Genomic DNA, 26,447 nt, shown 5'->3' with positions numbered 1-26,447 from the left:
TAATTATCAAAAACAAAATATTATGGATTATCAAACAACAGTTTCAATTAATGAAGACAAAAAGTCTAAAAAACATAAAAAAGAGACAACAACATCATCAACCAAACCAACACCAGCATTTGTAGGAGCATCTTGGACAGCTTTATGTCTTGGTATGGTGTCTTATTGTGTAGGATTATGGAACGCAAATATGCTTCTAAACGAAAAAGGGTACTATTTTACAATCTTACTTTTTGGGTTATTCTCTGTAATATCTGTGCAAAAATCTGTAAGAGATAAGCTTGAAAACGTGCCAGTTACAGAAATTTATTATGGTATAAGTTGGTTTACATCTGTTGCAGCAATAGCCTTATTAGTTATTGGATTATGGAACGCAGATTTAGAGCTTAGCGAAAAAGGATTTTATGGAATGTCATTTACTTTAAGCCTTTTTGCAGCAATTGCAGTACAAAAAAACACACGTGATATTGCATTTTTAGAAAACGACAAAACAGAAAGTATTTAATACTTTGTTTTGATGATTGGTTAATGTGATGGTTAACCTTAAGCCTCGTAACCATTAAGTTACGAGGTTTTTAATTTTTATAAAGTATTTAAATACGCTTTAATTAAAAAATAACCTTCGCTATGTACAAAAGTAGTCCCTAAAAGAGGCATGCTGTATAGCTCTTGGTACGTTGCCATACGTGTGTTTATCTCAGATTTTTTTTCAAAAATTGAAGTGTTTGCAAACGGAGTTTCTAGTCTAAAATCTAATGTGGTTTGGACTTCGCAATGTCCACCAGGTTGATGACATGTAGCACAATTAACATCTAAATAGGCTCTTGCACGTTCTTCCAAAGTGTAGTTTGTATCATCTTCCCAATTTGGTAATGTTGCTACAGATGTAGGGTCTGTTAATCCAGTAATTCTGTTATTTGCAATTAAATCTTGAAGCTGATTATTAAAATTAATAGACCTTAATTTTGGGCCTAATGGAATGATTTGACTATTGTTAGAATGGCAAGTAATGCAGTCTTGATTAGAAGGGATAGTGTAATTTATGTTTAAAGTTGTACCAACTTCATTTACAAAAGTTACAGGTACAATTGCTGTATTGCTTTCTAAAACAGCTTCTGTTTGTGCAGCGTTCCAATGGTAATCTCCAGTAACCCAAATTCCGTTTTGTTTAATTAATAATCTAGTTTCTATAATTCTTCTACCTAAACTTAGATCGTTTTCGTTATAATTAAGGTAAAAGGTTTTAACTATAATAGTATCATCCGGAAAATCTGGCATCAAGTCTCCTTGAGCAGTCATTGTTTCTCCTTCTGGTAATACAATAAAACGTTCTTTATGTGCGTAATCTGAAAATAATGGAGTGTTTAAAGTGTAAGCGAAGCCATATTGACTTGGTGTCAAGTCTTTAATATCGCCTTCAAATAAGTTTAAATCTGTAAGGTTAGGCAGTAATTGTGCAATTGGTCTTGGTGGAGCTGTTGTAAATGACAATCCACTTGTTGGTATACTTTGGTTAGTGCTGCTACAAATAGTTTTTATATAAGCTTGATATGTTGTATTGGCTAATAAACCATTTAGCGTAAATGTGTTTTGATTAAGAGTTATAGTAGTTATGATACCTGTTCCAGGTGTAAAACCAGAAATACCATATTCTATTTCAAAACTTGCATTTGCATTTGTACTACTCCAGCTTAAATCAGCAGATATGTCTGAAACATTTGTCGCAGTAAAACTTGTTGGTGTCTGGCAAACGTCTACAGTTGGATCTGTGTCATCGTTGCTACAAGATAATAGCACTAATGCAGTTAGTAAAAGGGTAGCTAGTTTTTTCATTATCAGTTTGTTTGGATTGTGAAAATAATGAAAATGAGTTAGTTTTTAGTCATAATTTAGCTGTAATTCTTTCTGTTAAAATGACTTTTTTTGATAAAAGCAGCAAAAAAAATAGCGTAAATCGCTGAAATTGAGACAATTTATTCCTTAAATCATTAAAAAATTACCTTTTGTCGAATACTGTGTCTTTCTTTTTTAAATAATTTTATTTAAAAAGAATACTACTGTACATTTATCTTATCCCAAACCTAATATTAACCTTTTATGAATACTCTATATTTAGCAATGCTTTTAATTTTAATACTTTCAATATTTATTATTGTTAGAAGTATAAACGCTTTGTCAAAAATTAAAGTATCAAGACAAATGGGAGTTAAATTATCTAATAAAAATTGGTATTACAGATTTTTATCTAGGAATTTTATTAAAAATTTACCGTCTTAAAATTGTATAAAAAAAAGGAATCATATTTCAGTAATTCCTTTTTAGTAATTTATAAGATTCCTTTTTTTAAAGGAATTAGTTTAAACCATTTCTACAAACAATCCATCATCAGTTTTACTAACCTTAGCAACACCAAGTTTAGTTAACCCTTTAATGGTTTTGTCCCATTTTTTATTACTTAAACCAGAGTCTGTTTTAAGTGTGTTTAGGTCTATTGGACTATTAGTTTTTAATATTGCAAAAACTGCTTTTTCCTCTTCAGTCATTGGTATTGCTTTACGCTCAGGTTTCATCTGAGGGAAAAATAATACTTCTTGTATTGATTGATTATTGGTTAAAAACATGATTAATCTGTCCATTCCAATTCCCATTCCAGATGTTGGAGGCATTCCGTATTCTAAAGCACGTAAAAAGTCTTCGTCAATAAACTCTGTAGCTTCATCATCTCCTTTTTGTGCTAGTTTTAATTGGTGTTCAAAACGCTGACGTTGGTCTATTGGATCATTAAGCTCAGAATAGGCATTTGCTATTTCTTTACCGCAAACCATAAGCTCAAAACGTTCTGTCAGTTCTGGATTGTCTCTATGCTCTTTACATAAAGGACTCATCTCTTTTGGATAGTCAGTAATGTATGTTGGTTGGATGTAATTACCTTCACATTTTTCACCAAAAATCTCATCAATAAGTTTTCCTTTACCCATTGTTGCATCTACTTCAACACCAAGGTCTTTAGCAGCAGCTCTTATTTCGTCTTCAGACTTACCAGTAATGTCAAAACCTGTAAAGTGTTTTATAGAATCAGCCATAGTGACTCTAGCATAAGGTGCTTTAAAATCAATTTCGTGTTCTCCAAACGTAGCTTTTGATGTTCCGTTTACAGCTATTGCACAATGCTCTAAAAGGCGTTCGCAAAAATCCATCATCCAGTTGTAGTCTTTGTAGGCTACATAAATTTCCATAGCTGTAAATTCTGGATTATGTGTTCTATCCATCCCTTCGTTACGGAAGTTTTTAGAAAACTCATACACACCATCAAATCCACCAACAATTAGTCTTTTTAAATACAACTCGTTAGCAATACGCATATATAATGGTATGTCTAAACTGTTATGATGTGTTATAAATGGACGTGCTGCTGCACCTCCAGGAATTGGTTGTAAAATTGGTGTTTCTACTTCAAAATAACCAGAGTCATTAAAAAAGCTACGCATAGCATTAAATAACTTGGTACGCTTTATAAAAACGTCTTTAACATGCGGATTTACTGCTAAATCTGCATAACGTTGTCTGTAACGCATTTCTGGATCTACAAAAGCATCAAATTGATTTCCTTCTGCATCAACCTTTGGTAATGGTAACGGTTTTAACGCTTTACTTAATAAAGTAAAACCTTTAACTAAAACTGTTTTTTCGCCTACTTTAGTGGTAAATAATTCACCTTCAATACCAATAAAATCACCAATATCTAGTAATTTTTTATATACTGTATTGTACTTGGTTTTGTCGTCTCCTGTACAAATTTCGTCTCTATTAAAATACACTTGGATACGTCCATCACTATCTTGCAACTCTGCAAAACTAGCATTACCTTGTATACGACGAGACATCAAACGACCAGCAATAACAACCTGTTTACCTTCTTTAAAGTCCTGTTTAATCTGTTTAGAATTGTTAGATACAGGAAATAAATCTGCTGGATAAGGGTTGATACCTAACTCGCGTAATTTTGCAAGCTTTTCTCTTCGTACGAGCTCTTGCTCAGATAATTGTGACATAATTAATGTGTAAAATTTTAAGGCACAAATATAGGGATTTGATTTACGATTTTTTAAATTAAAGTGAATAAATTAAAGGCTTTATACTTGCTGAGACTGTTTTCTTTTTACAGAATAGCAAAGATAAATTGTATCTTTGCACTATTATTTTTTTTGATGAATAAAAGCATAACATTACAAGATTTAGGATCTAAAGACTTTAAAGACACTTGGGATTACCAAGAGCAATTATTTAAAGGTATTTTGGATACAAAAATTAAAAACAGACGCGAAGCTGCTGGATTACAAACCAATAACTACTTTTTGTTTGTAGAGCATCCACATGTTTATACTTTAGGTAAAAGTGGAGACGTGTCTAATTTGCTTTTAAACGAAGACCAACTAAAAGAAAAAGGGGCTTCTTTTTATAAAATAAATAGAGGAGGAGATATTACTTATCATGGTTCAGGACAAATTGTTGGTTACCCTATTTTAGATTTGGATAATTTTTTTACAGACATCCATAAATACTTACGTTTTCTGGAAGAAGTTATAATTTTAACCTTACAAGAGTATGGTTTGCAAGCCACACGTAGTGATGGCGAAACTGGTGTTTGGCTTGATGTTGGAACACCATTTGCCAGAAAAATTTGTGCAATGGGAGTTAGAGCTAGCAGATGGGTAACTATGCATGGTTTTGCACTTAATGTAAATGCTGATTTGGGTTATTTTGATAATATTATCCCTTGCGGAATTAGAGGTAAAGCAGTAACGTCTTTAAATGTAGAACTTGGTGTTAAAACAGTTGATGAAGCAGACGTTAAAGCTAAAATATTAAAGCATTTTACTAAGCTGTTTGAAGCTGAGTTTGTGGAGTAGTGGTTTAGAATTTTAGAGGTTTCGAATCTAATAGAACGTGATTGTGTATGGTTAGTTGCGTGGTTTAGCACGGAATTTAGCAAATAAAAAACGAATATAAAGTTCGAAGGAATTTTCGTAAGTAATCTAAAATCAAGCAATTAATTATACACGGTGTTGCCAGTAGTTATTTTCCGTCTAGAAATAATTCACGATAATTTCCTTCTGACTTTCTATTATATGTTAACAATAAGATTCGTCTAGAGCTACTTGAAAAATTTTTCATTGATTGATGTGGTAAAAAACCATCAAATATTATGATATCGCCAGATTTCTGTATTAAATTTTTAAAATTTAATAACGATAAATTAGGTTCTTTTATTTGGCACATTTTATCCCCTAATAATCCCTTTTTATGCCAACCTTCAGCAACTTGTAAACAACCGTTATGTTCATTACTATCATCTATTGCAATAAACACACTAATTATATTTTCAACATAATTTGACCAAATACCACTCATATCTTGATGAGGGTAAAAACCTCTACCACCTGATAATTTAAAATTTATTTTATCAGTACATAAAAAGCAAGGCTCATCTAAAATTTCTTCTATTATTGAGATGATTTTTGAATTGTAAGCTACATTCCAAAAGACATTTGACTTTTCTGTAAATTTTGAAATTTTATGTAAAACATAATCATCATTCCCTTTTGCCCAATTTTCAAAAGTGCATAATTCTGGAAAATCTGTTATTATTCTTTCAATTTCAGAGTTAATGTCTACAATCGTTTCTTTGTGTATTATAGAATTTAATTCGATAAACCCTTTATCATAGTAATTGGTTTTATGTGTTGATTCCAAGAGACATAATTTTTAATCGCCAGAGTACCAGCCATCATTTATAAATGAATTACTTTCAGGGATTCCAGTTGCATTAGAAATCCCGTTGTCCTCTTTGAATTTTTTGAAGTATTCTTCAAGTTCTTGGATTGAAATTTTAAAGTTTAAAACAGTAGCTAATTCTGAAACTTCTTTAAGTGTTTTTGCTTTATTATAGATCTCACTGTATTTTGTGTCTTTAGACACTTTTTCTAAAAAAAGATTAATTTTCTCCATATTTGTTTAGTATTAAATTATTAATTGATTTATTTTTTTGATTTTCTGTCAATATTATATTTATTGTTTTTCCGATATCTTCTATCTTATTCCATAATTCTTTTTTTAAATCAGGTATATTATAGATAGGGATTCTTTCAAATATATTGGAAAAATAAGATTTGTAAAGAATTGGTGGTATTGGAATTTTTCTATATTTCATAATCTCATTTATAATATCATATATAGATATTAGGTCCCAAATGATAGATATACTTAATGAACTTATATTATTAGGCGAAACAGCCATATGTGGAAAATATGCTGGAATCCATAAGAATTCATTAGGGTTTAGAATTATATCGATATAAGGTTTTGATTTGTTATTTTTTAAATGATAATTACCAGTCCCATTATATAATTTTAATTCCGAAATTGGAATACTGCTCTTTTTCCATACTTTCCAATGCTTTTGCCCTTTTAGCTGTACTATTGCTACTGGACTTTTATCAGCGTGATAGCCAATTCCAGATTTTGGTTGAGAAGAAAAGGCACAAACTCTGGTATTTAATTTTTTTAAGTTTGGATTAACATAAGATTTAATTCTATCTATTTCATTATTTATTTTTTTTTCATTTAAATCTCTGAAAACAAGATTATAATTACTTTCATTATGTAATAAAGCATCAAAATCTTCCAAGTTTTTAGTGAGTATGTAGTTATTATTTACTGAATTACTATTTATAGTATTGTAAAACTCTGCGTGTTTAGAAAAGTTGAAAATTTCGTAAAGACCAATTGAATTTAATAGTTCAAATTGTTCAATTTTCCCACTAAATGCTGTATCGTGTTTATACATTAGCCACTGTATTATTTTCTTGTTTATTAAACATTTTTAATGTTAGTATTTTTCCTTTTTCTTTCAAGCTCATTAGATGGAAGTAATGTTTTCTTATGTCATCACAATTTGGAAATTCTGAATTTAAAGTTACGTCATTTTCATAAAGTTCTCCGTAATCTCCCTTTTGAAAACAAAATCGATGAATTGGACATTTTTTACAAGCTGGCAAGTCATAATCATAATTATTTCTAAAAGATTTTAAACCATTAAATGCATCTAAACCTATTTCATCAATATTACCAGGCGAATATTTTTTGAATTGTAAATTGTCATTGTAATAAACATTACCATCAAATTTGAGCACGTAATAAGACATTGGTACTGCTTTAGGATTCGTTAAATACAATGTGTTTAATATTTTTCCAAAACGGCTGATAGCAAGTAATTTTGATAAATGTGGTTTTCTGAATAAGATTTCAATTAATCTGACACCTAATTCATAATAACCAAAATATTCTATTTTTTTATCAATTTTTGCTGTTGAATCTAGAGGTGGGTTTTTTGCAAGAGCTCCAGTATATCTTATGACGTTATAGTTCCAACCTTCTAACTTCAAATCATAACACATATCTAACATTTCTTCAAGATATTGTACATTATCTTTTGTAATAACGGATTTCACAGAAATCGACGCATTGATTGATTTCAAAAATTTAATATTTTTAATAATCTTATTAAAAGTTCCTTTCTGACGATATGCTTCGTGTATTTCAGCTTTGTGTCCATCTAAAGAAATTCGTATGTGGTGTTTATGGTTATTTGAGAAAATATTTTTGATAATTTCATTGTTACTTATTTTAGCAGATACACCATTAGTTGTCATCCAAATTCTAAAACCTTTGTCATTTATATATTTAAACCAATGTTCAATGTTTTTCTTTACAAAAACTTCTCCTCCTGTAAATTGTATAGTAGGATTAACTTGAGCATTATTATAAAAATGATTTGCTATTTTTTTAAAATCCTCAAAATTAATTTCATCTTTTTTTTTGAAATTATAACCTCTAAAACAATAATCACAAACTATATTACATTTGTTTGTTACTACTACAAGAAGTTGGTCAAATTCTGTTTTTCCGAAATCATAATTTAATTTTTTATTTTTTTTTGGAATGATAAATTTGCTAATTGGTAGCTCTTTTTTTTGATAATACCACTCTAAATGGTCAGGTAATAAATAGTATCTATCTTCTTCATACTCAACAATATTAATTTTTGTTGAATTTGATTTATCACAGAAATCTTCAAATAAAGCCATTTTTATTTTTTTACTTTATAAGTTTTTAGTTTTCCAAAGTCTACCCAATCTTTCTTTTCTTTCCCTTTCTCGATAGTAAACGATAATGCACTTTCTTGGAATTCAATATTGACAACATAATTATCAACCAGATTGCTCCATCCTTTCCCTTCAGATGGATTTATTGCATCAGATATCATTGTCTTTTTTTCTCCCGGTTTTATTCCCGTAAAAGGACTTTCCGCTGAACTGGTTTTTTGTTTTCCATCTAATAATGTATAAGTTCTTTTTCCTAATCTAAATTCATAAATAGTGGCTGATGTATTATTGGAAATACGCCATTTTATAGAACCTGAATAACCTTTTTTTGAAATACCATACTCTAATACAAAAATATCATTACCATTTTTATCAAGGATTTCAGCATATTTTTTGTAATCCCAATTGCTTTTTTCTTGAGCACTAACTTTTATAGAGTGGATAAAGAAAAGTGAAAGAATAATAATGTATTTAGTTATTTGCATAATGTTTGGTTTAATTACTGGCAACGTTAAGATGATAAGGAATCGTTTTAATGTTCTTTATCAGCAGTTCTATTAGATTCGAAGTTAGTCTAAAAAAATGAAAAAGTCAAGCTTAGTTTTTAGCAGTACTAGTCTCACTTAAAAAAGGATCGTACATCATAATAGCATGATTTTCGACAATCATTTTTTCGGTTTGACTAGTCTCTGATGTTGTTATTTTAAAAATTTGATTGTGTCTAGAGTATCCACCCCAAAATTGTTGCTTGATTTGGTGGTTGCGTTCTTCTATTTTAAAGGTTTCTTTAATTTTGTTTTTAGAGACTAACTCGCCATTTAAATGTGTCTTATCTAACCATAATTTAATAACAAAGCTATTGTTGGTTTGGTTTTGTATTTGCAAGTCAATATAATTGTAGGATAGTGTTGCTCCAGCACCAAAAGGGACTTTTCTTTTAACGTCTGGAAACACATCGTATCCATGTCTATAGCGTTCTTTAACAGATAATGGACTATGTGCAAAAATCCAAAATAAAAGATTACCCAATTGGCAAAGTCCACCTCCTGTACCTTTATCTATTGTTCCACTTTTTAATACCAAACCGTCTAAATATCCTTTATTTTTTGTTGGTCGTCCTACTAATTTCCAAAGCGAAAAATATTGATTGGGTTTAATTTCTATCTGGTTTAAATGTTTAATGGCAATATCAAGATTTACTCTTTTATTTTCTTGAAGTGTCATATCCAAATTTTGAAGTGGTCTTAAAATTAATGAGCGATGTTTAAAAACAGAATGTTTAAAATCTTCTGTGTTTATATCTTTAGCGTAGTTATTACCTGAAAACAGCCAGTTTAATTTTCGTTTTAGGATAAAATATTCTTTTCCAAGGATTTGCCTTAAAGGACTTCTGGATATTGTTTTTTTTATTTCGTTCAAAAAAAGTATGATTTATTATAGCTTAAAGTTAGCCTAAAAAAAGGACACTATCAAACATAAAAAAAGCGATTTGAATTTCAAATCGCTTTTTAATTAGGTATTACTTCCAAGTAATGATGTCATTTAAATCTCGTCTAGATTTTGGATGTTCTGGATCTGCTTTTCTGTGTCCAAAAGCAACCATAAATGATAAGCCATATTTATTAGTGTCTATATTAAATTTGTCTTGTAATAAAGCTTCTGCTTTTTCTTGATGAAAACCTTCTATTGGACAGCTGTCAATGCCAATTAAAGCTGCAGAAGTCATCATGTTAGCTAAAGCAATGTAAGTTTGTTTTGATGACCAATCAAATAATTTTTTGTCTGTGTCTAAATCAAAATCACGCTCTTGAAACTCTCGGTAAAAGGTGCTGTACATTTCAATAACGTCTTCTGGAAATTGTTTAACGTCTTTCATCATATGCATAATGTAATCTGCATCATGTTTTACCATTGGTGCTTTCATGCTTAATCCTAAAACAAAATGACTTGCAGTGTCTAATTTTAAAGGTGCTCCCCAAGCTACTGGTTTTAATAACTCGCGTAACGCTTTATCTTGTACAACAACAAAGTGCCAAGGTTCGAAACCGAACGAGCTTGGTGATAATTGTGCTGTTTTTAAGATAAAATTTATATTGTCGTCAGACAGTGTTTTAGTAGCATCAAACTCTTTACAAGCATGTCTAAAATTAAAGGCGTTTATTATATCTGTTTTTGCATTGTTTGGTGTTTCCATGTATCTCTATGTTTTATACTATAAAATTTATAGTTGCAAAACTAAGTATAGTATATTAACTTTGCAATAACTATCCAAAAGGATAGTGTATTTATAGTGCGTATTTTATGGAAAAAGAGACTTATAATTTTAATGGAACAGAATATCCTTGTTGTACTAGTGTTACAATGGGTATTATTGGTGGAAAATGGAAAACAGTTATTTTATTTCATTTAATTGAAGGCGAATTACGTTATACACAATTAAGAAAAAAAATACCACATGTTACTGAACGCACCTTAAGTTTGCAGCTTAAAAAACTAGAAGAGGATGGTGTTGTAAACAGAAAAGTATACACAAAAAAACCACCAATGAAAGTAGAGTACTCTTTAACTACTTTTGGAAAAACATTAGTCCCATTATTAAACCAAATTGGAGCATGGGGAAATTTGGCTGTTAAGCAAAGTGCTAAGAAATAGTTTTAAATTAATTACTACGTTTAGATAAATTAGTTAAAACCCTAATTGCTTTAGTAGCATCTTTTTTATCTACAAATATGTGGTCATGGTAGTAGGCTGCAATAACATTGCAACTTATATTATGTTTTGCTAATTCTGAAGAAAACATTGCTGTTAAACCCACTGCTTCTAAAGAGGAGTGGATAGTTAGTGTTATCCATGAAGCAATATAATCGTACTTTAATTGTAATGCATCTGCTTTAGACTTTTCTATGACGATTGTCGTATTTTCTGCTTCTTTAAACTCGCAAAGTGTACTGTTTCTATCAATAGTATTTAAGTCTTTGATAGTGCAAAACACATATTCTCCTTGGTTTAGTTTAGGTGTCATACCCTTTATTAATTGCGAAAGATTTGTTTCTCCTAACATTTTTTATGGTTTGAAAGTGTATATTTAATTAACTTTAAATAAAGGGTTAGTAAATTGTAAATTTTAAAAATACTATAATATCTTTTTAAGCTTTATTTTGTAGTCTATTTTTTTTAATAAGGTCAAGCTGTAATTGTTATTCAAAAATCGTCAATCCATCTACCCTTCCACATTAAAAAACACTTTGTAGTAGTGCATTTTTTTGTCTTCGTCGTAACCACGTTCCAGATGCTCGCTTGCTGCTTCTGGTGCATCAATATCTAGTTTTATTTGGATATTAGTGTCTAATTTAATGTCTGTTTTAATTTTCTTTTTTTCTTTATTTAGCACTTTATCAGAGACTTCAAATTGGTTTCTAATAACAATATTCTGTTCGGCTTCAAACTCTTTTTTATAAGATTCAAAAAGATCTATGTGTTTGTCTTCTTCAAAGATGTCTTCTTTAAAACGTTCGATATTTACTATTTCATTTTCTTTAAAAAAATCGATGGTTTTGGCTAAAAAATCTGCACGTTCTTGTGCACCATAAGTGGTTTTTATAATTTCTGTAGAAAACTCTTTACATAATTCTAAATAGTTTTGGGTATGACTATTATGATCGTCTGCATATTTAATATTTAAAAACTTATCTGTCCAATAAGCAGCATCATAATTGTTGTTATCAACCGTTAATACTACTTTTCCTTCTGTATCTCCTGTATTTAAAATTAAACAGCCTTTATCTACTTTTTTGGCATTTATCCCTTTTTGTACCAATACATCATAACTATTGTTTTCTAAAAAGGTTTGGAAAAAATTGGTTTTGTTTTCAATTTTAAAAATACCAATTCCATCAATCACCATTTCGTTATACTCAATACCATCAAAATAGGCAACAATTACATCTCCAGTTTTTATTTGTGCAGAGTCTGATTGCTCATATAAATGTTTGACAATATTTATAGAGGTCTTTACAAGAGCCTCGTCATCTTTAAAAATGTTGTTGGTGTAGGCATTAATCTCGTTAAGCTCGATATTAGCATGATGATTAAATCTGTGACTTTGTACTAAGCTTGTAAAAGGTTTTAATAAAAAGGGAAGCATCAGATCATAACTAGCTTCGTCAAAATGAATTTCTTTTTCAGAAAACGCGTTTTTTGTATCGTTATGTTTGTTACCAACCTTGTGGATAATACACTTTAAAATGGAGGCTTTGTTACGATTAATCATCTTTAAATAGTTCTTTTTTTGTGGATTACAATGTTACTAATTATAGTAGAAAAAAAGCACAAAAAAACCGAAGACTTTGCTTCGGTTTTTAAAATGTTTTGCAATTAATTAGTAAGCAATTCCATAATAATTACAAACTGCTTCATAATCGTTAATGTCAATACCTGCTGCGTTTAACTCCATAAATACTTTTTGAGTAGTATTAACTCTTGACGCAGTTGTGCTAGTAGACTCTATAATTATAACTCTACCAGAAACTAAGTCACCAGCAGTGATACTTGCTGAGCTTCCGCTTGAGTCTATATAATCAAAATCTATAGCTCCAACAGAATAAGTTACATCTACTGCATGATCAAATCCTATTGAGTCAGCTGGACATGGTACAGGAAACCAATTTGATCCTGTGTTTAGATAGGTTAAAATAGCATCATTCTCTAACACATCTTGTGTTAATTGTGTAATTGTTACAGAATCAAAAGTACCAGCAAAAGCTGAAGCATCAAATGTAATGTTTTGCACATTGGCATTTCCATCTGCTCCATCTATTCCATTAGCTCCTGCAGGTTCAGCTGGTCCATCTGCACCATCTTCTGTTGAGCATGAAAAGCAAAATGATACTAATAAGGCTAATACTACATACTTTGTTTTTAAAATTAAATGTTTCATTGTTTTTGTTTTTAAATGATTAATAGTTTTTACTTTTCTTATTAATAGAATCAAATCTTTAAAGGTTAACATCTAGTCAAAAAAAAAATCGAAAAAGATTTCTTTTTCGATTTTTTAAAAATGATTAACTAATTCTAATTTTCTTCCTCACCAACTGGCTCTTTGGATGTTTTTATGCTATTCCATTCTGGTTTAGTAGAATTTAAATACGCATAAATTGGTTTTTCGTTTCTTACAATATCTAAATACATTGGCATGTCTTTAAATGGTAAAAAGATTGCACCAACTTTATTTGCAGGAATGTAAGTTGGAGCAGGAACAGGACTATCCTCATGTAAAAAATAAATAATAAATCTATGATCGCTTCCATAACAGGTGACGTAACCTTGAATTTTAATGTTTACGTTTCCCCAAGTTGCAGAGCCTTTAAATCCAGCAGACACTTTGTAATAGTTTACGGTAAATTGTTTTGTTGCCATAATATTGTGCTTTTTATGATTAATAACACTTATTAATATATTGAAAAACAGAAGGTTAACATTAAAACATAAAAAAGCCGAAAACTTTTGTTTCCGACCTTTTCAAACTAACCTGAAAATGAAAAACTACTAATTAATTAGTTGGGATAATTAAAATATATTATTGGTTAGGGATTCATTAGTTTATTAAAAGTAAGCTGTAATTCCAAGACTAAAGTAAATGGTATTTAAAACCGTTTTACTATCTCCAGAACTGCCTTTTGGTTTTTGGCTTTGGTTGGTATAATTAATTGCAGGCTCAATAGAAATGTGATCTCCTAAAAAGAAAGCATATCCAGCAGTACCACGTATAGCAAAAATGCTACTTTCTATATCGCCAAATAGACTTGAGGTTTTGCTAGAACCTAAGGATACAGTTGCTTCTGCAAATAATCCATTGTCAAAAAAGTATCTAGCAAATGGACCAACACCTATTAGGTTAGTTACAGTGTCTTCGTCTATTCCTTCTATTTTACTAGTGCTTGTTCTTACTTCTAATTCTAATCCAGCGACAATATTATCTGTTATAAAATAACCAGCTTTTGGTGTTGCAGTAATCTGAAAAGTGCTACCTACTTTACTGGAATTACCATCAAATTTTGCAGTTTCTGAAGTCGAAATAATTCCAAGACTACCATTGGCTAAAAAATTACCTTGGGTTTTTGCTGTAAAACTTTCTTGTGCAAAGGTTGAGCATGTAATAATTGTAAATACAAAAGTTAAAATTGATTTTAAGTGTGTCATAATTATTGATTTTTATAGTTGGTTACATTAGTTTTTTATAATCGTTAGACTTGATGGTTAAATTATTTTTATCCAATGCAATACAAGTCATTTTGATAGTTTTAGGCTTACGTTTTGAGGTGTCAATCATATCCATTTCCATAGTTAAACCGTTAAGCATTTTCATCCAAGATTGGCTTGCGCCTTTTTTTTCTTTTATATTATAAAAGGATTTTACAAAGCTTATGCCTGCACTTTGTGTAACCCAAACAGACCCTTTCATGTCTTGTGCAGTTACTTTATATTCTTGACATGTATAACCCAAAATGGTTTTTGTGTTTCCTGTTGGGTTTATACTAACATCTGTGTCATTGATTGCTTTTTCTGTGGTTTCTTCAAAATCTAGACTTAAAGACATTCGACTTTTGTCTCCTTTATTTTCCATAAACATAAACATGGCTTTACGATCTATATCTATGACGCTTATATGGTCTGCATTTCCTTTTTTGTCCTCAATGCTTGTACCAATATAATTTCCAGAATTAGTTAAGTAGTAGTTTAGGTTTACGCTTTTTTTATCGCTAGTAATTTGCATTACATATTTATGAGAAAAACTATAACTACTAGCAGGATCTACCTTTGCAGTAGATATGCCTAAAGGTCTTTTTTTTGTTTTCTTATTTTTTTTAGAGTTGTTAAAAGTAGAATCGAATGCCTTTTCGGTTTCACGTTCTGTTTTTTGTTCTACTTTTTTCTCTAAGGTTTTTTCTGCTGCTTTTTCAACTTTTTTACCTAGTTTTTTCCAGATTTGTGCATCTGCTTGCGTAGCAAAACAGATGGTTATAATGCAAAGTATTGTTTTTAAATGTCTCATGATTTTTATTTTAAATTTTGGTTAATTAATCGTCGTCAGTTTGTTTAGCTTCTAGGATTTGTTTTTCGATTGCTTTTCCTAAAGAGTCTTTTTGTTTTTCTGTAAGCTCTTGTGCTTGTAGGTAATACAGATTTTTAATTTCTGTTTTTTGATCTTCAGGTAAATCAGATTGGTTTAATAATTCTAAATAGCTTAGGGTTTTGCCAGTTGCATTTCCGTCTAATTCTGTTCCAAATACTTGAGTTATTACTTCTGCTCCCATGTCTAAAAAGTTATCAGGTTTTACATTTGTACTGTCTGTTGTTGTTTGCTTAGTTTGTGCTTGACATAAAGTGGCAAAGCAAATGATCCAGATTAGGGTTAGTGTTTTAATTGTTTTCATCTTAAAAATGGATTAATGATTCTTCATTTAATGGTTTCATTTTAAAAAGGTTAACAGATTGGTTTTCTTTTCATTAAAAAAAGTTAATTTAGCTACGTGTGTTAACCTTTTTAATTAATAGCTATTAAATGTCAAACAACCAAGAAGAAATATCGCTTCAAAGTTTAAAGCAAGGCTCAGACAAAGTACTTCAAAAAGTATATGAAGACAACAGAGAAAAGTTTTTAAATTTTGCTAAACGTTACAATTTAGATCAAGAGGATGTTATTGATATTTATCAAGACGCTTACATTGTGTTTTATAATAATGTAATGAGCGGAAAGATTAAAGAGTTTACAAGCAGTGTTTCTACTTATTTGTTTAGTATTGGTAAGTACTTAATCTTTGATAAGATGAAGAAAAACAACAAAAAAGTTAGTGCAAATTTTGACTTGTCTTTAGTAAAAGACAATGATAATTTAATCGAAAACCTAGAGGTCGAAGCACCAGGTCTTACACACGAACAAAAGTTGCTTAGACAACATTTTTCTGGTTTAGGAAAACAGTGTCAAGAGTTGTTAACCTTATTTTATTATAGAGGATTTACTATAAAAGACATTTTAGAACATGGTCATTATAATAACGAAAATGTTATTAAAAGTGCCAAGTCTAGATGCATGAAAACCTTAAAAGAACGTATTAATAGCAATCCCTTATAGCATGAACAAAGACCAATTATTATACCTGTATTTTTCTAATAGCTTGACACCAAGTCAGGAGGAGTTATTTAATGAATTGTTAGAAAATGATGCCGAATTTAAAGCTCAGTTTGAATTTGAAAGCAACCTTAAACAAGTCATAAGAGCTGAAAAATCTGATGATCTTAAAACAAAATTGAAAAGTTTTGAAACGACTATTTCTAGCAAAAATAAAGCTTCTAAACCTTGGTTTAATTGGAGGATGGCTGCATCGATAGTTTTATTTTTAGGTGCTGGATGGTTTGGTTATGAATCGCTTTTTGGGTTAAACTATGATAATTTATATGATAGTAATTATAAAAACTATCCAAATACTGTTTATACTATTACACGTAGTGATGATGCAAATACTTTAGAGCGTCAGGCTTTTGTAGCTTATGAAACACAAGATTATAAATTAGCAATTGATAAGTTTAATGTAGCAAAGCAACAACCATATTTTAACTTCTACAAAGCGCAATCATACTTAGGTTTAGATGATTTAGATGAGGCTAAAGCGTTGTTTAATACAGAGGTTTTAAATGAAAGTCAATTTAAGGCTGAAGCATATTGGTATCTAGCTTTAATTAATTTAAAACAAGAGAATAAAGCAGAAGCTATAAAGCATCTAAAAACGTTAACGTCTAAATTTAACTATAAAAAAGACGATGCAAATACGTTACTTAATAGTCTAAATTAGTTTTTTTCTTTTCATAAAAAACCCAATTAAAACCAGTCCTGTAATACTTAATCCAATCCAAGCCCAATAATTGGTTGTTGTTAATGCATCTGTATTACCAGAAATAATAAACGCAGACCAGTAGTAAGGATGCGATAAGGCATTGTCTTTGTTTTGTTTAATAAAGTTAAGTTTTGCTTGTTGTAAGGCTAGATTTTTAGTTTGACCTGTAGATAGGTTTTGATAAAAATTGGACATTAATGTTGTGGAAGAAGCATCATTAATTTTCCATAATGTGCTGGAGATACTTTGTGCACCACTAAAGTAAAAACCACGTGCTAAACTTAGTAAGCCTTCACCACGTTTGAGGTCTCCAATACCACTTTCGCAAGCAGATAAAGTAACTAGATTTGTTTTTAAATCTAGATTGTATAAGTCTGAGACGTATAGTAAATCTTGTTCTTCATTTCCAAATGCTAAGTATGAATATTCTGGATTACTATCGTTAAAAATAGCATGTGTTGCTAAATGTATAATTCCAAAATTGGCTGCATTAGTTTTAAAGTTTTTTAATGTGGCCTCTTTATTTGTAAAAACACTTCCAGAATAATAGTTTTTAATGTTTTCTACTTCTGTAGTATTATGTGGTAAAGGTTGTAAACTTAATCTAAGATCAGAGCTTACAATATCTCCTTTAAACTCTGGAGCAAAAGCTAATAGATTGTTTTTGTTGTCTTGTTTATCATTTAATTCTTTTAATAAAGTTGCCGAGTTTATGTAGGATATAGCATAATCTTCAACTAAATAATTGCTATCTTTTATTAAGGTTTCAAACGGAATATAATTAAGAAGTCCATCTGGTAAAATAGTTAATTTGTCTACTTGTATATTCTCTAAACCAGGTTTTAATAATATAGAGTATAGCTGTTTAGCATTAGCATTTAATTGGTTTAAGTTAGATTTTGGATTACTAAGTTGTTTTTGAAACGTTTGGATTTGTTGCACTAATCCTTTTGTGATTGTTATTTTATTAAAATGAACAGAAGTAGAGGTAATAGTTAAACTAAAAATAGATTGGTTACCATAAAAATAGGATACTACAGCTTGGGTTTTAGTTAACTGATTTTGTAAAGCGTTTAATGATTGTGTTTTAGTGTCGTATTTTAATTTATAATACTCTTTATAATTGGTTTCAAGTGTATCTAAAAATTGTCTATAATTTGTTTTTGTAGTAAACAACTTGTCCTTTAAAACATCATTTTGTTTTCTGTTTAATTGCTTTTCTATTGTTGTTATTGTGTTTTTGTAAATTTGTTCTTTAGCTAGGATAGCTTCCGGAATGTTACTAAAGTTTTCAGCTTTTACGCTTAATAAGGCTTCTAAAAGTAACGTGCTTTTACTTTTTTCTAAAAAGAAAAAAGCATTATTTACTGCGTCTTCTTTGTTTGATTTATAGTTGCTGTATGTAGCATTTAACCCGTTTTCAAATAATGTATAGGCGTTTTCTATTAATAACAGTTTGTCTGTTTTATTTTTAAACGTAGGCTTTAAAGTGTCTAATAACCTTGTAGCTTGTTTAGTTGTTTTTATAACAGAATCTAATGTGTTTAAGCGTAATTCTATAAATGCTTTTTGTTGTAATAGTTTAAATAAAGTAATTTGATTGATGGAAGAATTAATCACATCTTCACCTTGTACCTGTTGTGTTGCTGCAATATTTTGTTTTAAAGCCTTTTGAGATTGTCCGTTGTTAATAGCGTAATTAGAATAAGATTGTAAAGTGTTGGCTATCTCTACTTGCTTGCGTCCATTCCATTTTTTGTTTAATAGTTTAAGTGTTTTTTTGTAATTTTCTTCTACATCACTTGTATTACCAATAGCTTCATTAAGTTTTGCTTTAGATTTATAGTATAAAAATCCATAAGGTATATTGGTGTCTGCATAGGGTTTAATTTGATCAAGATAGTATGCAGCACTATCATATTGCTTAAGCGCTATGTAGTTTTCTGTAGTGTTATTGACTTCGTTTATTAGTTGGTTTAAGTTGTTTGCGTTGTTTTTAAGTGTATAGTTTAATGATTTTATTGAGTAAAAATTAGCTTTTTTATAGTCCTTTAATTTTTTATAAATATCACTTTTTTGTCTATAAACTGCGTTTAGTAAATAGTTGTTAGAATCCGCATTTTTTGAATTAATATATCTAATACTCTTATCTAAGTATTGTAAAGCTTGTTCATACTCACCATTGTTGCTGTGTATTTTAGCCATAAATTTATATGAAACATCTATTAAATCTCTATGACTAGTTGTTAGTAGTGAATCTGGAATTTTATTAGAATTAATAAATATTAAATTTAAGTTTTCTTTTGCTTTATTATAATTGTTTTGTTTTAAATAATAAGCAGCTTTGTCATGTAAGAAAGAGTTTTTGTATTCGTCAAAGTCTTTAAAAATTTCTGCTTCCTTTTCGGCTAATAACATTAAACTATCTAAGTGTTTTAGATTGTTTTTTAGTTCTTTTAAGTTGTTAAAAATTAAAGCAGATTTATTACTTACTAAATAAGTAAATAGTTGTTTTTCATGGTTGCTTTGATCGTTAGCAAGTTTTAAAATTTTTTGTTTGTAAAACTGTGTAGAATCTTGATTAGTATACATGAACTTGTATAGGCTATTTACATAAGATTCATAATCTTTATTTTGATTTTGACTAAATGTAGTCTTAAAGAAAAGTAAGCAAATCAGGAAGCAATATACAGTCGTTTTTTTGTTAATTAAATTGGTCATAACTACAAAAATTTAAGCCCAGACATTTGATGCCTAGGCTTAAATTTAAAATTTTATTTTTTAAAAATAGATTTATTCAATAAAGATTGGAATTGAATAACTAATTGGGTCATCTTCTTCATTTAAGACTTTAGTAATATTTAATAGTGCAGGACCATTGTAACCATCTTGTTCTATTTGAAAAGAGAATGCTTTGGCGTCTACATCATATCCATTAATATTAAATCGTTGTCCAATACTATTTGTTTGATAAATTATTTCTTGATTATCAATAGTAACGGTTGCTTCAAAAGCAAGAATATCGTCATCAATAACTAAGTATTTAAATTCACTCCAAATATCCCAACAAAAACATATTGGAGGAGGTGGAGGTAGTGGAGGAAAATTTATTATTATTCCAGTAGTAATGCTTTCTATAATTCCATTAATTTCTCCAATGCGTATTTGGTTATTCTCAGCTACTCCTTGGTCATAATCAGGATTGTTTGGATTGTTATTGTAATCAATTAATCCTTGTTTTTCTACATTTAAAGCATATAAATATGCGTCGCTTTCGTAAAAGTAATTGGTTTCTGTTAATACAACAGATTTAATGTTTTCATCATCACTATCACAGGAACATGCTGTAATAAGCAAGCAAATTGCAATAATTAAAGTTGGTTTTATTTTCATAATTTTCTGGTTTATAGCTATTTAGTAATGTAATTTACTAATTGTATTTAAGGTAATACACAAAACTTGTATAACTAGTTAATAATAATGTACAGTTGGTTAGTTTGACTGTATTTAATTATTAATGTCAAAAAATTATGAAGGTTAACTTTTAAGTTAATTTATTTTGTAAACTAAAACAGAATTGTTCTCGCCTTTAGTAACAAATTCTAAATCAGAATCTTTATCAATATTACTTAAGTCTATTGATGATGTCCCATAAACTGGAAAGTTTTTTAAGAGTTGCCCATTACTATCGTAAAGCAATATTTTTTGAGTTTGTAAATCTGTAGTAGTAATGTATATTTTATTATTGATATAAAATAATTGAGCAGGAGTGTAGTTACCAAAATCAAGCTCTAAAGTTTGGTCTTTAATATTTAATATGTTATCGCTTTGTAATATTAAAGTTTTAGTGGTTGATGCTAATGTGTTATTATTAGAAAGGTTGGTGTTTGCAACAATGACTCTTCCATTTGCTGTTATTGTTGCCAAATTACCATCTGCTGTAGTCGTTATAAAATCTGAATTATAGTTAAAAACAGGTTGTTTTGAGTAGCTTAAACTAGTTTTTGGTTTAACTCTAGTTTTACCACGTCTGTCTAATATGTATAATTGATTGTCTGTTTTAAAAACTAAATAATCTTTTCTGCCAATCCTAATATGTTTTGGTTGCGTGTTTAGTTTCTCTTTAGCGCTTTTAAAATTGAACCCTTTGACTGTTTTTCCTTTGCCATCATATAGTAATACGTTTTTTCCTTGTGTTACAAATAAGCGGTAGTTTTTCTTTTTATCATAATCAAAAACCGAAAGTGGTTGTGTAATCTCATCATTAAACTTCATTGGAAAAGGTTTAACATCATTTCCGTTTCTGTCTAAAACATATACGCGTTTTGGTGTGGCAAACGCTAATTGTAAACGTCCATTTTTGTACATGTCAATCTGCTCAATTTTGCCTAAAACAGGACCATTAAGTTGCTTTTTCCAAAGTATTCTTCCATTATTAGAAATTAAATACAATTTATTGCTGATGTCTTGAACAACAATATCTTGTTGTCTGGTACGATGGTTTTTTACAAATTGAGGGTTGTTAAGGACATCATTGTCTAGTTTGATGTTAAATAATTCGCTAATAGTATTATCTGATGCAGCTTTTGTGTTTTGTTGTATAACAGCATTAAAATGAGCAAAATTAGAATCGTAAACAAATTGTAAAGCAGATGTTTTGTAATCTTTAAAGTCTAAACTATAGGTAGACGTTAAATGGTCTTCAACTAATTTTTGAAGACTATCAGGATTTAAAACTTGTAATATTGAAGCTTGATTACTTAGGTTTTTCTGGATGTCCTTATAGTAATCTCTATGACTAAAAGTTGTTTGATTTTGATAGTTTACAATAATGTTCTCTAAAGTTTCAGTGTTGTCTGCAAATACTAAAAACTGATTAATTACACAGTATTTTGTAGCGTTATCAAGTTGTATAAACGGTTTTAAAAAATCAAAAAACAATTTAGGGTTTTCAAAATTATATATTTTAATATCTCTAAAAGTCTCGATACTTTCTTGTTGATTAAGTAACGCTTCTTGCGAGCTAATAACATCAATAGAATTTAAGACAATAGCACTAGTGGTGTTGGTGTAAATTTCTCCAAATTCAATAATATTATCAAATAAATCTGAGTTTTTTGATATACTATCGATAGGGTTATAAAGCTTTAAGTTGTCCCTAAAAACTTTAAAATCATTAAAAGTAATACTTAAAAAACCATCACTATTAGAAGGTGCTATCTGTGCTAATTGATTGTCTTGTGGTAATGTGTTTTTAAACACATTTATCAAACTTTTTGCACTGTCTGTAGCTTTAGTAATACCATTTAAGGTTAATTGATTTTGAGTAACTTCTGTATCAAAAGTCAAAAATTCTGTAAATTTTTTAGAAGCAATAGCTTCGTTTTTAAATAACTGCTTAAAATTATTTTGTTTGTTAGCAAAAACAGAAAAAGAAGCCTCTCTATCTTGTGTTGCAATTATTTTTTTAGTCGAAATATTTATAGGTTTGCTATTAAATAAGTCTTCTAAATGGGCTTTACTGCTTGAGCCAAATATAATTGAGCCAGTTTTTGTCACAAAAATAGTTTGATTGTTATTAGTAATTTTTTTAGCGTTAAACCCTTTCAGTTTTAGAGTTTCTTGTTTTGTTTTTATGCTATCTAAAGTAAAAATAGAATCGTTTATTTTGGTTGCAAAACTATATTGTAAACTATCCTTACTATCTTTAAATAAATTAATGTAAAGGTGTTGATTACTTTTTATTTGGCTTAAAAAACTAAGCTTTTCAGTAACGTTTTTATAGGAATCTGTTTTTGTTAATTGGGCAATAAAATGATTGTTAGAGGTATTGCTTTTAAAATTTTCAAGATTGTTAATACTTAAGATAAAATCTGACTCATTATAAATGAAGTCTTCAATTGTAGTTTTTTTAGATGAAGATTGACATGAAAAAATCAATAAAACAAAAAGGAAATTATACCAAAAGTGTTTCATAAAAAGCTGAGGGTTTATGCAAATATAATAAGTTACAGTTCTAATTTCAATTGTTCTGGTAATAGTCTAAAGGTTTTTCTGTGATATTTAGTAATTCCGTATTTTTTTATTGCTGCTCTATGCTCTTTAGTTGGATACCCTTTATTTTGTTTCCAATTATACATCGGGAATTCTTCATGGATTTTACTCATATACTCATCTCTGTAGGTTTTTGCTAAAACGGAAGCAGCAGCAATACTTAAATATTTTCCATCTCCTTTTATTATAGTCTCAAACGGAATATCTTTGTAAGGTTTAAACTTATTACCATCAATTATAATAAACTCTGGTGTTTTATGCATGGCATCAATAGACTTATGCATTGCCAGAATAGAGGCGTTTAAGATGTTTATTTTGTCAATCTCTTCTTCATGGATATGATAAAAACCATAGCAGAGTGCTTCAGCTTCAATAATTGGTCTTAAAAAATCACGTTTTTTCTCGCTAATTTGCTTGGAGTCGTTTAAAATTTTATTTTTAAAACTAGGTTTTAAAATAACAGCAGCTGCAGTAACAGGACCAGCTAGACATCCACGACCAGCTTCATCTGTTCCACATTCTAATTCAAACTCGGAATGTTTTAATTTTAGCATTAAATAAAAAAGAAGGTTTAACGTTATACTATTTCAATTTTGTGCCTTTCTTAACAGAAAACTCAATACCATAAAGATATTTGTTATTTTTGGCAAAAATAAATGATTCGGCTTTAATTTAAAGGTCTAAAATAGTCACCATTTAATGAAAAAAATAATTTTCACTTTCTTTTTCTTTGCTTTTGTTAGTATTGCTTATGCGCAAAGACCAGCACTTAAAAAAACATTAAAACCTTCATCTGGTAATGAGTTAAATTCTGCATTTTCTAAGGATAGCACAAAAATAGGTTCTTCAAAGACTAAAGGAGTAAAAAATAAGGACGTCAAAATATCAGACTATTTAATCATTTCACCTTTAAGAGACACAATATTTGTAGATACTACATTAACAATAAATAAGGAGTATAAATATAATTATCTAAGAAAAGATAATTTTGGATTAATGCCTTTTGCAAATGTTGGACAATCCTATAATAGTCTGACTCATAACTTTAGAAGCACAAATTTAATGCCTGGTTTTGCTGCAAATGCAAAGCATTTTAATTATTTAAATGCTGAGGATGTTAATTATTACCATGTACCAACACCTTTAACAGAATTGTATTTTAAAACAGCATTTACTCAAGGTCAACAATTAGATGCTTTTTTTACAACTAATACGTCAAAACAATTAAATATGTCTATTGGTTATAAAGGGTTGAGGTCCTTAGGGTTGTATCAAAATTCGTTAACTAGTACAGGTAATCTTAGGATGACTGCTAGTTATAAAACAAAAAATAAGCGCTATGTCTTAAACACGCATTTTACTTCTCAAGATATTTTTAACCAAGAGAATGGAGGTTTAAAAGATAGTAATATTACTTTTTTCGAATCTGGAGATGAAGACTTTATTGATAGAGGAGTATTAGAAGTTAATTTTGAAAATGCCGAAAACCTTTTTTTAGGAAAGCGTTTCTATTTAAACCATAGTTACGACTTAGTAAGTCCAAAAGATTCTGTAAGCTCAAATAAAGTGCAGCTAGCACATATTATGATGTTGGAAGATAAGATTTATACCTTTGACCAAACAGCAGCAGATACAGATTACTTTGGAGAAGCTTTTAAAACAAGTAATTTACAAGACAGAACAGAGCTTGAGCAATTTACTAATCAGCTACAATTAAACTATAGTAACGCTACAATAGGAGATGTCCAATTTAATGCAACACATAATAATTACAATTATGGTTATGATAAGATTGTATTACTAAGTACAGTAACAATACCTAATAGATTAAAAGGAGATATATTATCTGTTGGTGGAAAATACAACAAATACTATAAAGGATTTAATTTAAATGGGGAGGTAGGGCTAAATGTTTCTGGAGATTTTGATGGAAACTTTATTTCTGGAACAGCATCCTATCAATTAAATAAAGACTTAAAAGTTTCGGCAAACATTAATCATAGATCTGTTACGCCAAATTTTAATACCCTATTATTCCAAAGTGATTATAAAAGTTATAATTGGCGTAATCAATTCAATAATATAAAAACACAACAAGTACTCTTTAATATACAATCAAATAAATACGCAAACCTATCAATAGACTTAAACACAATTAATGATTATGTATATTTTTCAAAAGATCAAGATGATGCTGTAAAACCATTTCAAAACAGCAACTCAATAACCTATTTAAAGCTAAAGCTTCAAAAACAAATCAAGTACAAAAATTTCGCTTTAGACAATACTATAATGTACCAAACAGTAAATGACGATTCAAACAGTCTAAATGTACCACAAATAGTAACAAGGAATACACTTTATTATTCAAACCATTTATTCAAAAAAGCAATGTTTTTACAAGCAGGAATAATATTTAATTATTTCACAGCCTATAATATGGATGCATACGATCCATTATTATCAGAATTCTATACACAAAACCAACAAGAATTGGGTGGATTCCCAAGGTTAGATTTCTTTGTCAATGCAAAAATCAGACAAACAAGAATATATATCAAAGCAGAACATTTTAATGCAGCCTTTACTGGGCGTAATTATTATTCAGCACCAAACCAACCATTCCGGGATTTTGCAGTTCGCTTTGGATTAGTTTGGAACTTCTTTTTATAATAATAGCGTTTCCCTTTTGGGGTCGGGCTTTTCATTATATCTTTTTTTTGCCATTTGTTGGAGCAAAAAAAAGGATGTCATTACAATCCCTAACGCGGTTTTCTCCAGAGTACATTATATATGTATAAAGAAGTATTATTACCTAAGGCTTTATCAAAAGTAAAGAAAGGTAAAAAAAGTTTCAAAAAAAATCAAGCTGTAATCTATTGAAAATAAAGGGTTAAAGCGAGGTAGGGAAAATAAAGTAAAAAAAGATTCAAAAAAGGGTTGTGGGAATCAAAAAGGCTTGTATATTTGCACCCCGAAAACGACGTAACAACACGTTATTTAGTTAGAGGAAAAGTTCAGGGATTTATTGAAAGCAGCAAAATTTTAAAAAAAATATTTTTTTTTCTAAAAAGAGTTGTGAGATAAAAAAAAGCGAATTATATTTGCACCCGCTTAAGTAATAAACGACTTAAGAACAAATAAAAAAGTTCATAAACATATTGAATTGACAGCGTAAGAAAATTATTGGAAACGATAATTTTCAAACAAGAGAATAAGCCATTTTGAGTATAGAATATTTCTTTAATTGTTAAGCATATTAGTCGAAAGACTTTAAAATTTAACGATGAAGAGTTTGATCCTGGCTCAGGATGAACGCTAGCGGCAGGCTTAACAC

Annotated in this window: 26 protein-coding genes and 1 rRNA gene (1 of these 27 running past the window's edge); 7 read left to right on the top strand and 20 right to left on the bottom strand. The window is 29.4% G+C overall.

The features are described from left to right. Nucleotides 1-22 precede the first annotated feature (22 nt). On the top strand, nucleotides 23-505 hold the full coding sequence (yiaA, locus tag SJY17_RS00935) for an inner membrane protein YiaA (RefSeq protein WP_397363566.1): 483 nt from the start codon (nucleotides 23-25) through the stop codon (nucleotides 503-505). Between the two features lie 77 nt (nucleotides 506-582). Here the strand turns inward: yiaA and SJY17_RS00930 are convergent, their stop codons facing one another. Both SJY17_RS00930 and lysS read right to left on the bottom strand, forming a co-directional pair. Continuing rightward, nucleotides 583-1,833: a fibronectin type III domain-containing protein gene (locus SJY17_RS00930; protein ID WP_397363565.1), complete on the bottom strand. Its 1,251-nt coding sequence runs from the start codon at nucleotides 1,831-1,833 to the stop codon at nucleotides 583-585. 524 nt (nucleotides 1,834-2,357) lie between these two features. Beyond that, nucleotides 2,358-4,052, bottom strand: a complete 1,695-nt coding sequence (gene lysS, locus SJY17_RS00925) for a lysine--tRNA ligase (protein ID WP_397363564.1) — start codon at nucleotides 4,050-4,052, stop codon at nucleotides 2,358-2,360. A 156-nt stretch (nucleotides 4,053-4,208) separates the two neighbouring features. On the opposite strand from lysS, the gene lipB reads away from it, so the two are divergent. Beyond that, complete coding sequence (lipB, locus tag SJY17_RS00920) at nucleotides 4,209-4,910, top strand: lipoyl(octanoyl) transferase LipB (RefSeq protein ID WP_397363563.1); 702 nt, start codon at nucleotides 4,209-4,211, stop codon at nucleotides 4,908-4,910. Nucleotides 4,911-5,076: 166 nt separating this feature from the next. Here the strand turns inward: lipB and SJY17_RS00915 are convergent, their stop codons facing one another. The 7 genes from SJY17_RS00915 to SJY17_RS00885 all read right to left on the bottom strand — a co-directional run bounded on the left by SJY17_RS00915 (nucleotide 5,077) and on the right by SJY17_RS00885 (nucleotide 10,359). After that, nucleotides 5,077-5,754 carry a phytanoyl-CoA dioxygenase family protein gene (locus SJY17_RS00915; protein WP_397363562.1) on the bottom strand — a complete coding sequence of 226 codons (678 nt, stop codon included), beginning with the start codon at nucleotides 5,752-5,754 and terminating at the stop codon, nucleotides 5,077-5,079. 12 nt (nucleotides 5,755-5,766) lie between these two features. Further along, the gene (locus SJY17_RS00910; RefSeq protein ID WP_397363561.1) at nucleotides 5,767-6,009 is read right to left on the bottom strand and encodes a hypothetical protein; all 243 of its coding nucleotides are present in this window, start codon (nucleotides 6,007-6,009) and stop codon (nucleotides 5,767-5,769) included. Continuing rightward, nucleotides 5,996-6,847 (bottom strand): JmjC domain-containing protein, encoded by an 852-nt coding sequence (locus tag SJY17_RS00905; RefSeq protein ID WP_397363560.1) that lies wholly within the window; start codon nucleotides 6,845-6,847, stop codon nucleotides 5,996-5,998. Before SJY17_RS00905 ends, SJY17_RS00910 begins: the two co-directional genes overlap by 14 nt. Continuing rightward, entirely contained in the window at nucleotides 6,840-8,147 is a 1,308-nt protein-coding gene (locus tag SJY17_RS00900) for a radical SAM protein (RefSeq protein ID WP_397363559.1), read from the bottom strand. The genes SJY17_RS00905 and SJY17_RS00900 overlap by 8 nt, the downstream gene beginning before the upstream one ends. A 2-nt stretch (nucleotides 8,148-8,149) precedes the next feature. Further along, the gene (locus tag SJY17_RS00895) at nucleotides 8,150-8,650 is read right to left on the bottom strand and encodes a hypothetical protein (RefSeq protein WP_397363558.1); all 501 of its coding nucleotides are present in this window, start codon (nucleotides 8,648-8,650) and stop codon (nucleotides 8,150-8,152) included. A 112-nt stretch (nucleotides 8,651-8,762) separates the two neighbouring features. After that, complete coding sequence (locus tag SJY17_RS00890; RefSeq protein ID WP_397363557.1) at nucleotides 8,763-9,584, bottom strand: VanW family protein; 822 nt, start codon at nucleotides 9,582-9,584, stop codon at nucleotides 8,763-8,765. Nucleotides 9,585-9,684: 100 nt separating this feature from the next. Continuing rightward, entirely contained in the window at nucleotides 9,685-10,359 is a 675-nt protein-coding gene (locus tag SJY17_RS00885) for an NAD(P)H-dependent oxidoreductase (protein ID WP_397363556.1), read from the bottom strand. Between the two features lie 107 nt (nucleotides 10,360-10,466). Here SJY17_RS00885 and SJY17_RS00880 point away from each other — a divergent pair, with 107 nt between their 5' ends. Continuing rightward, a complete protein-coding gene (locus SJY17_RS00880) occupies nucleotides 10,467-10,817 on the top strand; it encodes a winged helix-turn-helix transcriptional regulator (RefSeq protein WP_397363555.1) in 351 nt (116 codons plus the stop codon). Between the two features lie 7 nt (nucleotides 10,818-10,824). Here the strand turns inward: SJY17_RS00880 and SJY17_RS00875 are convergent, their stop codons facing one another. From SJY17_RS00875 to SJY17_RS00845, 7 genes are all read right to left on the bottom strand, one after another. Beyond that, the gene (locus SJY17_RS00875; RefSeq protein WP_397363554.1) at nucleotides 10,825-11,226 is read right to left on the bottom strand and encodes an ACT domain-containing protein; all 402 of its coding nucleotides are present in this window, start codon (nucleotides 11,224-11,226) and stop codon (nucleotides 10,825-10,827) included. Nucleotides 11,227-11,385: 159 nt separating this feature from the next. Further along, nucleotides 11,386-12,435, bottom strand: a complete 1,050-nt coding sequence (locus SJY17_RS00870) for a nucleoid-associated protein (RefSeq protein ID WP_397363553.1) — start codon at nucleotides 12,433-12,435, stop codon at nucleotides 11,386-11,388. A 108-nt stretch (nucleotides 12,436-12,543) separates the two neighbouring features. Then, nucleotides 12,544-13,101 (bottom strand): hypothetical protein, encoded by a 558-nt coding sequence (locus SJY17_RS00865; protein WP_397363551.1) that lies wholly within the window; start codon nucleotides 13,099-13,101, stop codon nucleotides 12,544-12,546. Nucleotides 13,102-13,235: 134 nt separating this feature from the next. Further along, nucleotides 13,236-13,580, bottom strand: a complete 345-nt coding sequence (locus tag SJY17_RS00860) for a hypothetical protein (protein ID WP_397363550.1) — start codon at nucleotides 13,578-13,580, stop codon at nucleotides 13,236-13,238. 186 nt (nucleotides 13,581-13,766) lie between these two features. After that, a complete protein-coding gene (locus SJY17_RS00855; RefSeq protein ID WP_397363549.1) occupies nucleotides 13,767-14,363 on the bottom strand; it encodes an autotransporter domain-containing protein in 597 nt (198 codons plus the stop codon). A 22-nt stretch (nucleotides 14,364-14,385) separates the two neighbouring features. Further along, nucleotides 14,386-15,216 carry a DUF4412 domain-containing protein gene (locus tag SJY17_RS00850; RefSeq protein ID WP_397363548.1) on the bottom strand — a complete coding sequence of 277 codons (831 nt, stop codon included), beginning with the start codon at nucleotides 15,214-15,216 and terminating at the stop codon, nucleotides 14,386-14,388. Nucleotides 15,217-15,241: 25 nt separating this feature from the next. Next, nucleotides 15,242-15,598, bottom strand: coding sequence for a hypothetical protein (locus SJY17_RS00845; protein ID WP_397363547.1), 357 nt, complete (start codon nucleotides 15,596-15,598; stop codon nucleotides 15,242-15,244). A 128-nt stretch (nucleotides 15,599-15,726) separates the two neighbouring features. Between SJY17_RS00845 and SJY17_RS00840 the strand changes: the two genes are divergently transcribed. Together SJY17_RS00840 and SJY17_RS00835 are read left to right on the top strand one after the other, a co-directional pair. Beyond that, nucleotides 15,727-16,296, top strand: coding sequence for an RNA polymerase sigma factor (locus SJY17_RS00840; RefSeq protein WP_397363546.1), 570 nt, complete (start codon nucleotides 15,727-15,729; stop codon nucleotides 16,294-16,296). Nucleotide 16,297: 1 nt separating this feature from the next. After that, nucleotides 16,298-17,014 (top strand): tetratricopeptide repeat protein, encoded by a 717-nt coding sequence (locus SJY17_RS00835; RefSeq protein ID WP_397363545.1) that lies wholly within the window; start codon nucleotides 16,298-16,300, stop codon nucleotides 17,012-17,014. Here SJY17_RS00835 and SJY17_RS00830 read toward each other — a convergent pair. The 4 genes from SJY17_RS00830 to SJY17_RS00815 all read right to left on the bottom strand — a co-directional run bounded on the left by SJY17_RS00830 (nucleotide 17,006) and on the right by SJY17_RS00815 (nucleotide 23,664). Further along, a complete protein-coding gene (locus tag SJY17_RS00830) occupies nucleotides 17,006-19,648 on the bottom strand; it encodes a CHAT domain-containing protein (RefSeq protein ID WP_397363544.1) in 2,643 nt (880 codons plus the stop codon). The two genes, SJY17_RS00835 and SJY17_RS00830, sit on opposite strands and share 9 nt — an antisense overlap. Nucleotides 19,649-19,849: 201 nt before the next feature. Then, entirely contained in the window at nucleotides 19,850-20,449 is a 600-nt protein-coding gene (locus tag SJY17_RS00825) for a hypothetical protein (RefSeq protein ID WP_397363543.1), read from the bottom strand. Between the two features lie 156 nt (nucleotides 20,450-20,605). Then, nucleotides 20,606-23,032 (bottom strand): ribonuclease HII, encoded by a 2,427-nt coding sequence (locus tag SJY17_RS00820; protein WP_397363542.1) that lies wholly within the window; start codon nucleotides 23,030-23,032, stop codon nucleotides 20,606-20,608. 32 nt (nucleotides 23,033-23,064) lie between these two features. Beyond that, nucleotides 23,065-23,664, bottom strand: a complete 600-nt coding sequence (locus SJY17_RS00815; RefSeq protein ID WP_397363541.1) for a ribonuclease HII — start codon at nucleotides 23,662-23,664, stop codon at nucleotides 23,065-23,067. 145 nt (nucleotides 23,665-23,809) lie between these two features. Between SJY17_RS00815 and SJY17_RS00810 the strand changes: the two genes are divergently transcribed. Next, complete coding sequence (locus SJY17_RS00810) at nucleotides 23,810-25,783, top strand: putative porin (RefSeq protein ID WP_397363540.1); 1,974 nt, start codon at nucleotides 23,810-23,812, stop codon at nucleotides 25,781-25,783. Nucleotides 25,784-26,393: 610 nt separating this feature from the next. Next, nucleotides 26,394-26,447: ribosomal RNA gene (locus SJY17_RS00805) — 16S ribosomal RNA — on the top strand; it runs 1,462 nt beyond the window's last position.

This window comes from Olleya sp. R77988, from assembly GCF_044594215.1.
Taxonomy (GTDB): Bacteria; Bacteroidota; Bacteroidia; order Flavobacteriales; family Flavobacteriaceae; genus Olleya.
This window is presented reverse-complemented; position numbering and strand designations above follow the sequence as displayed.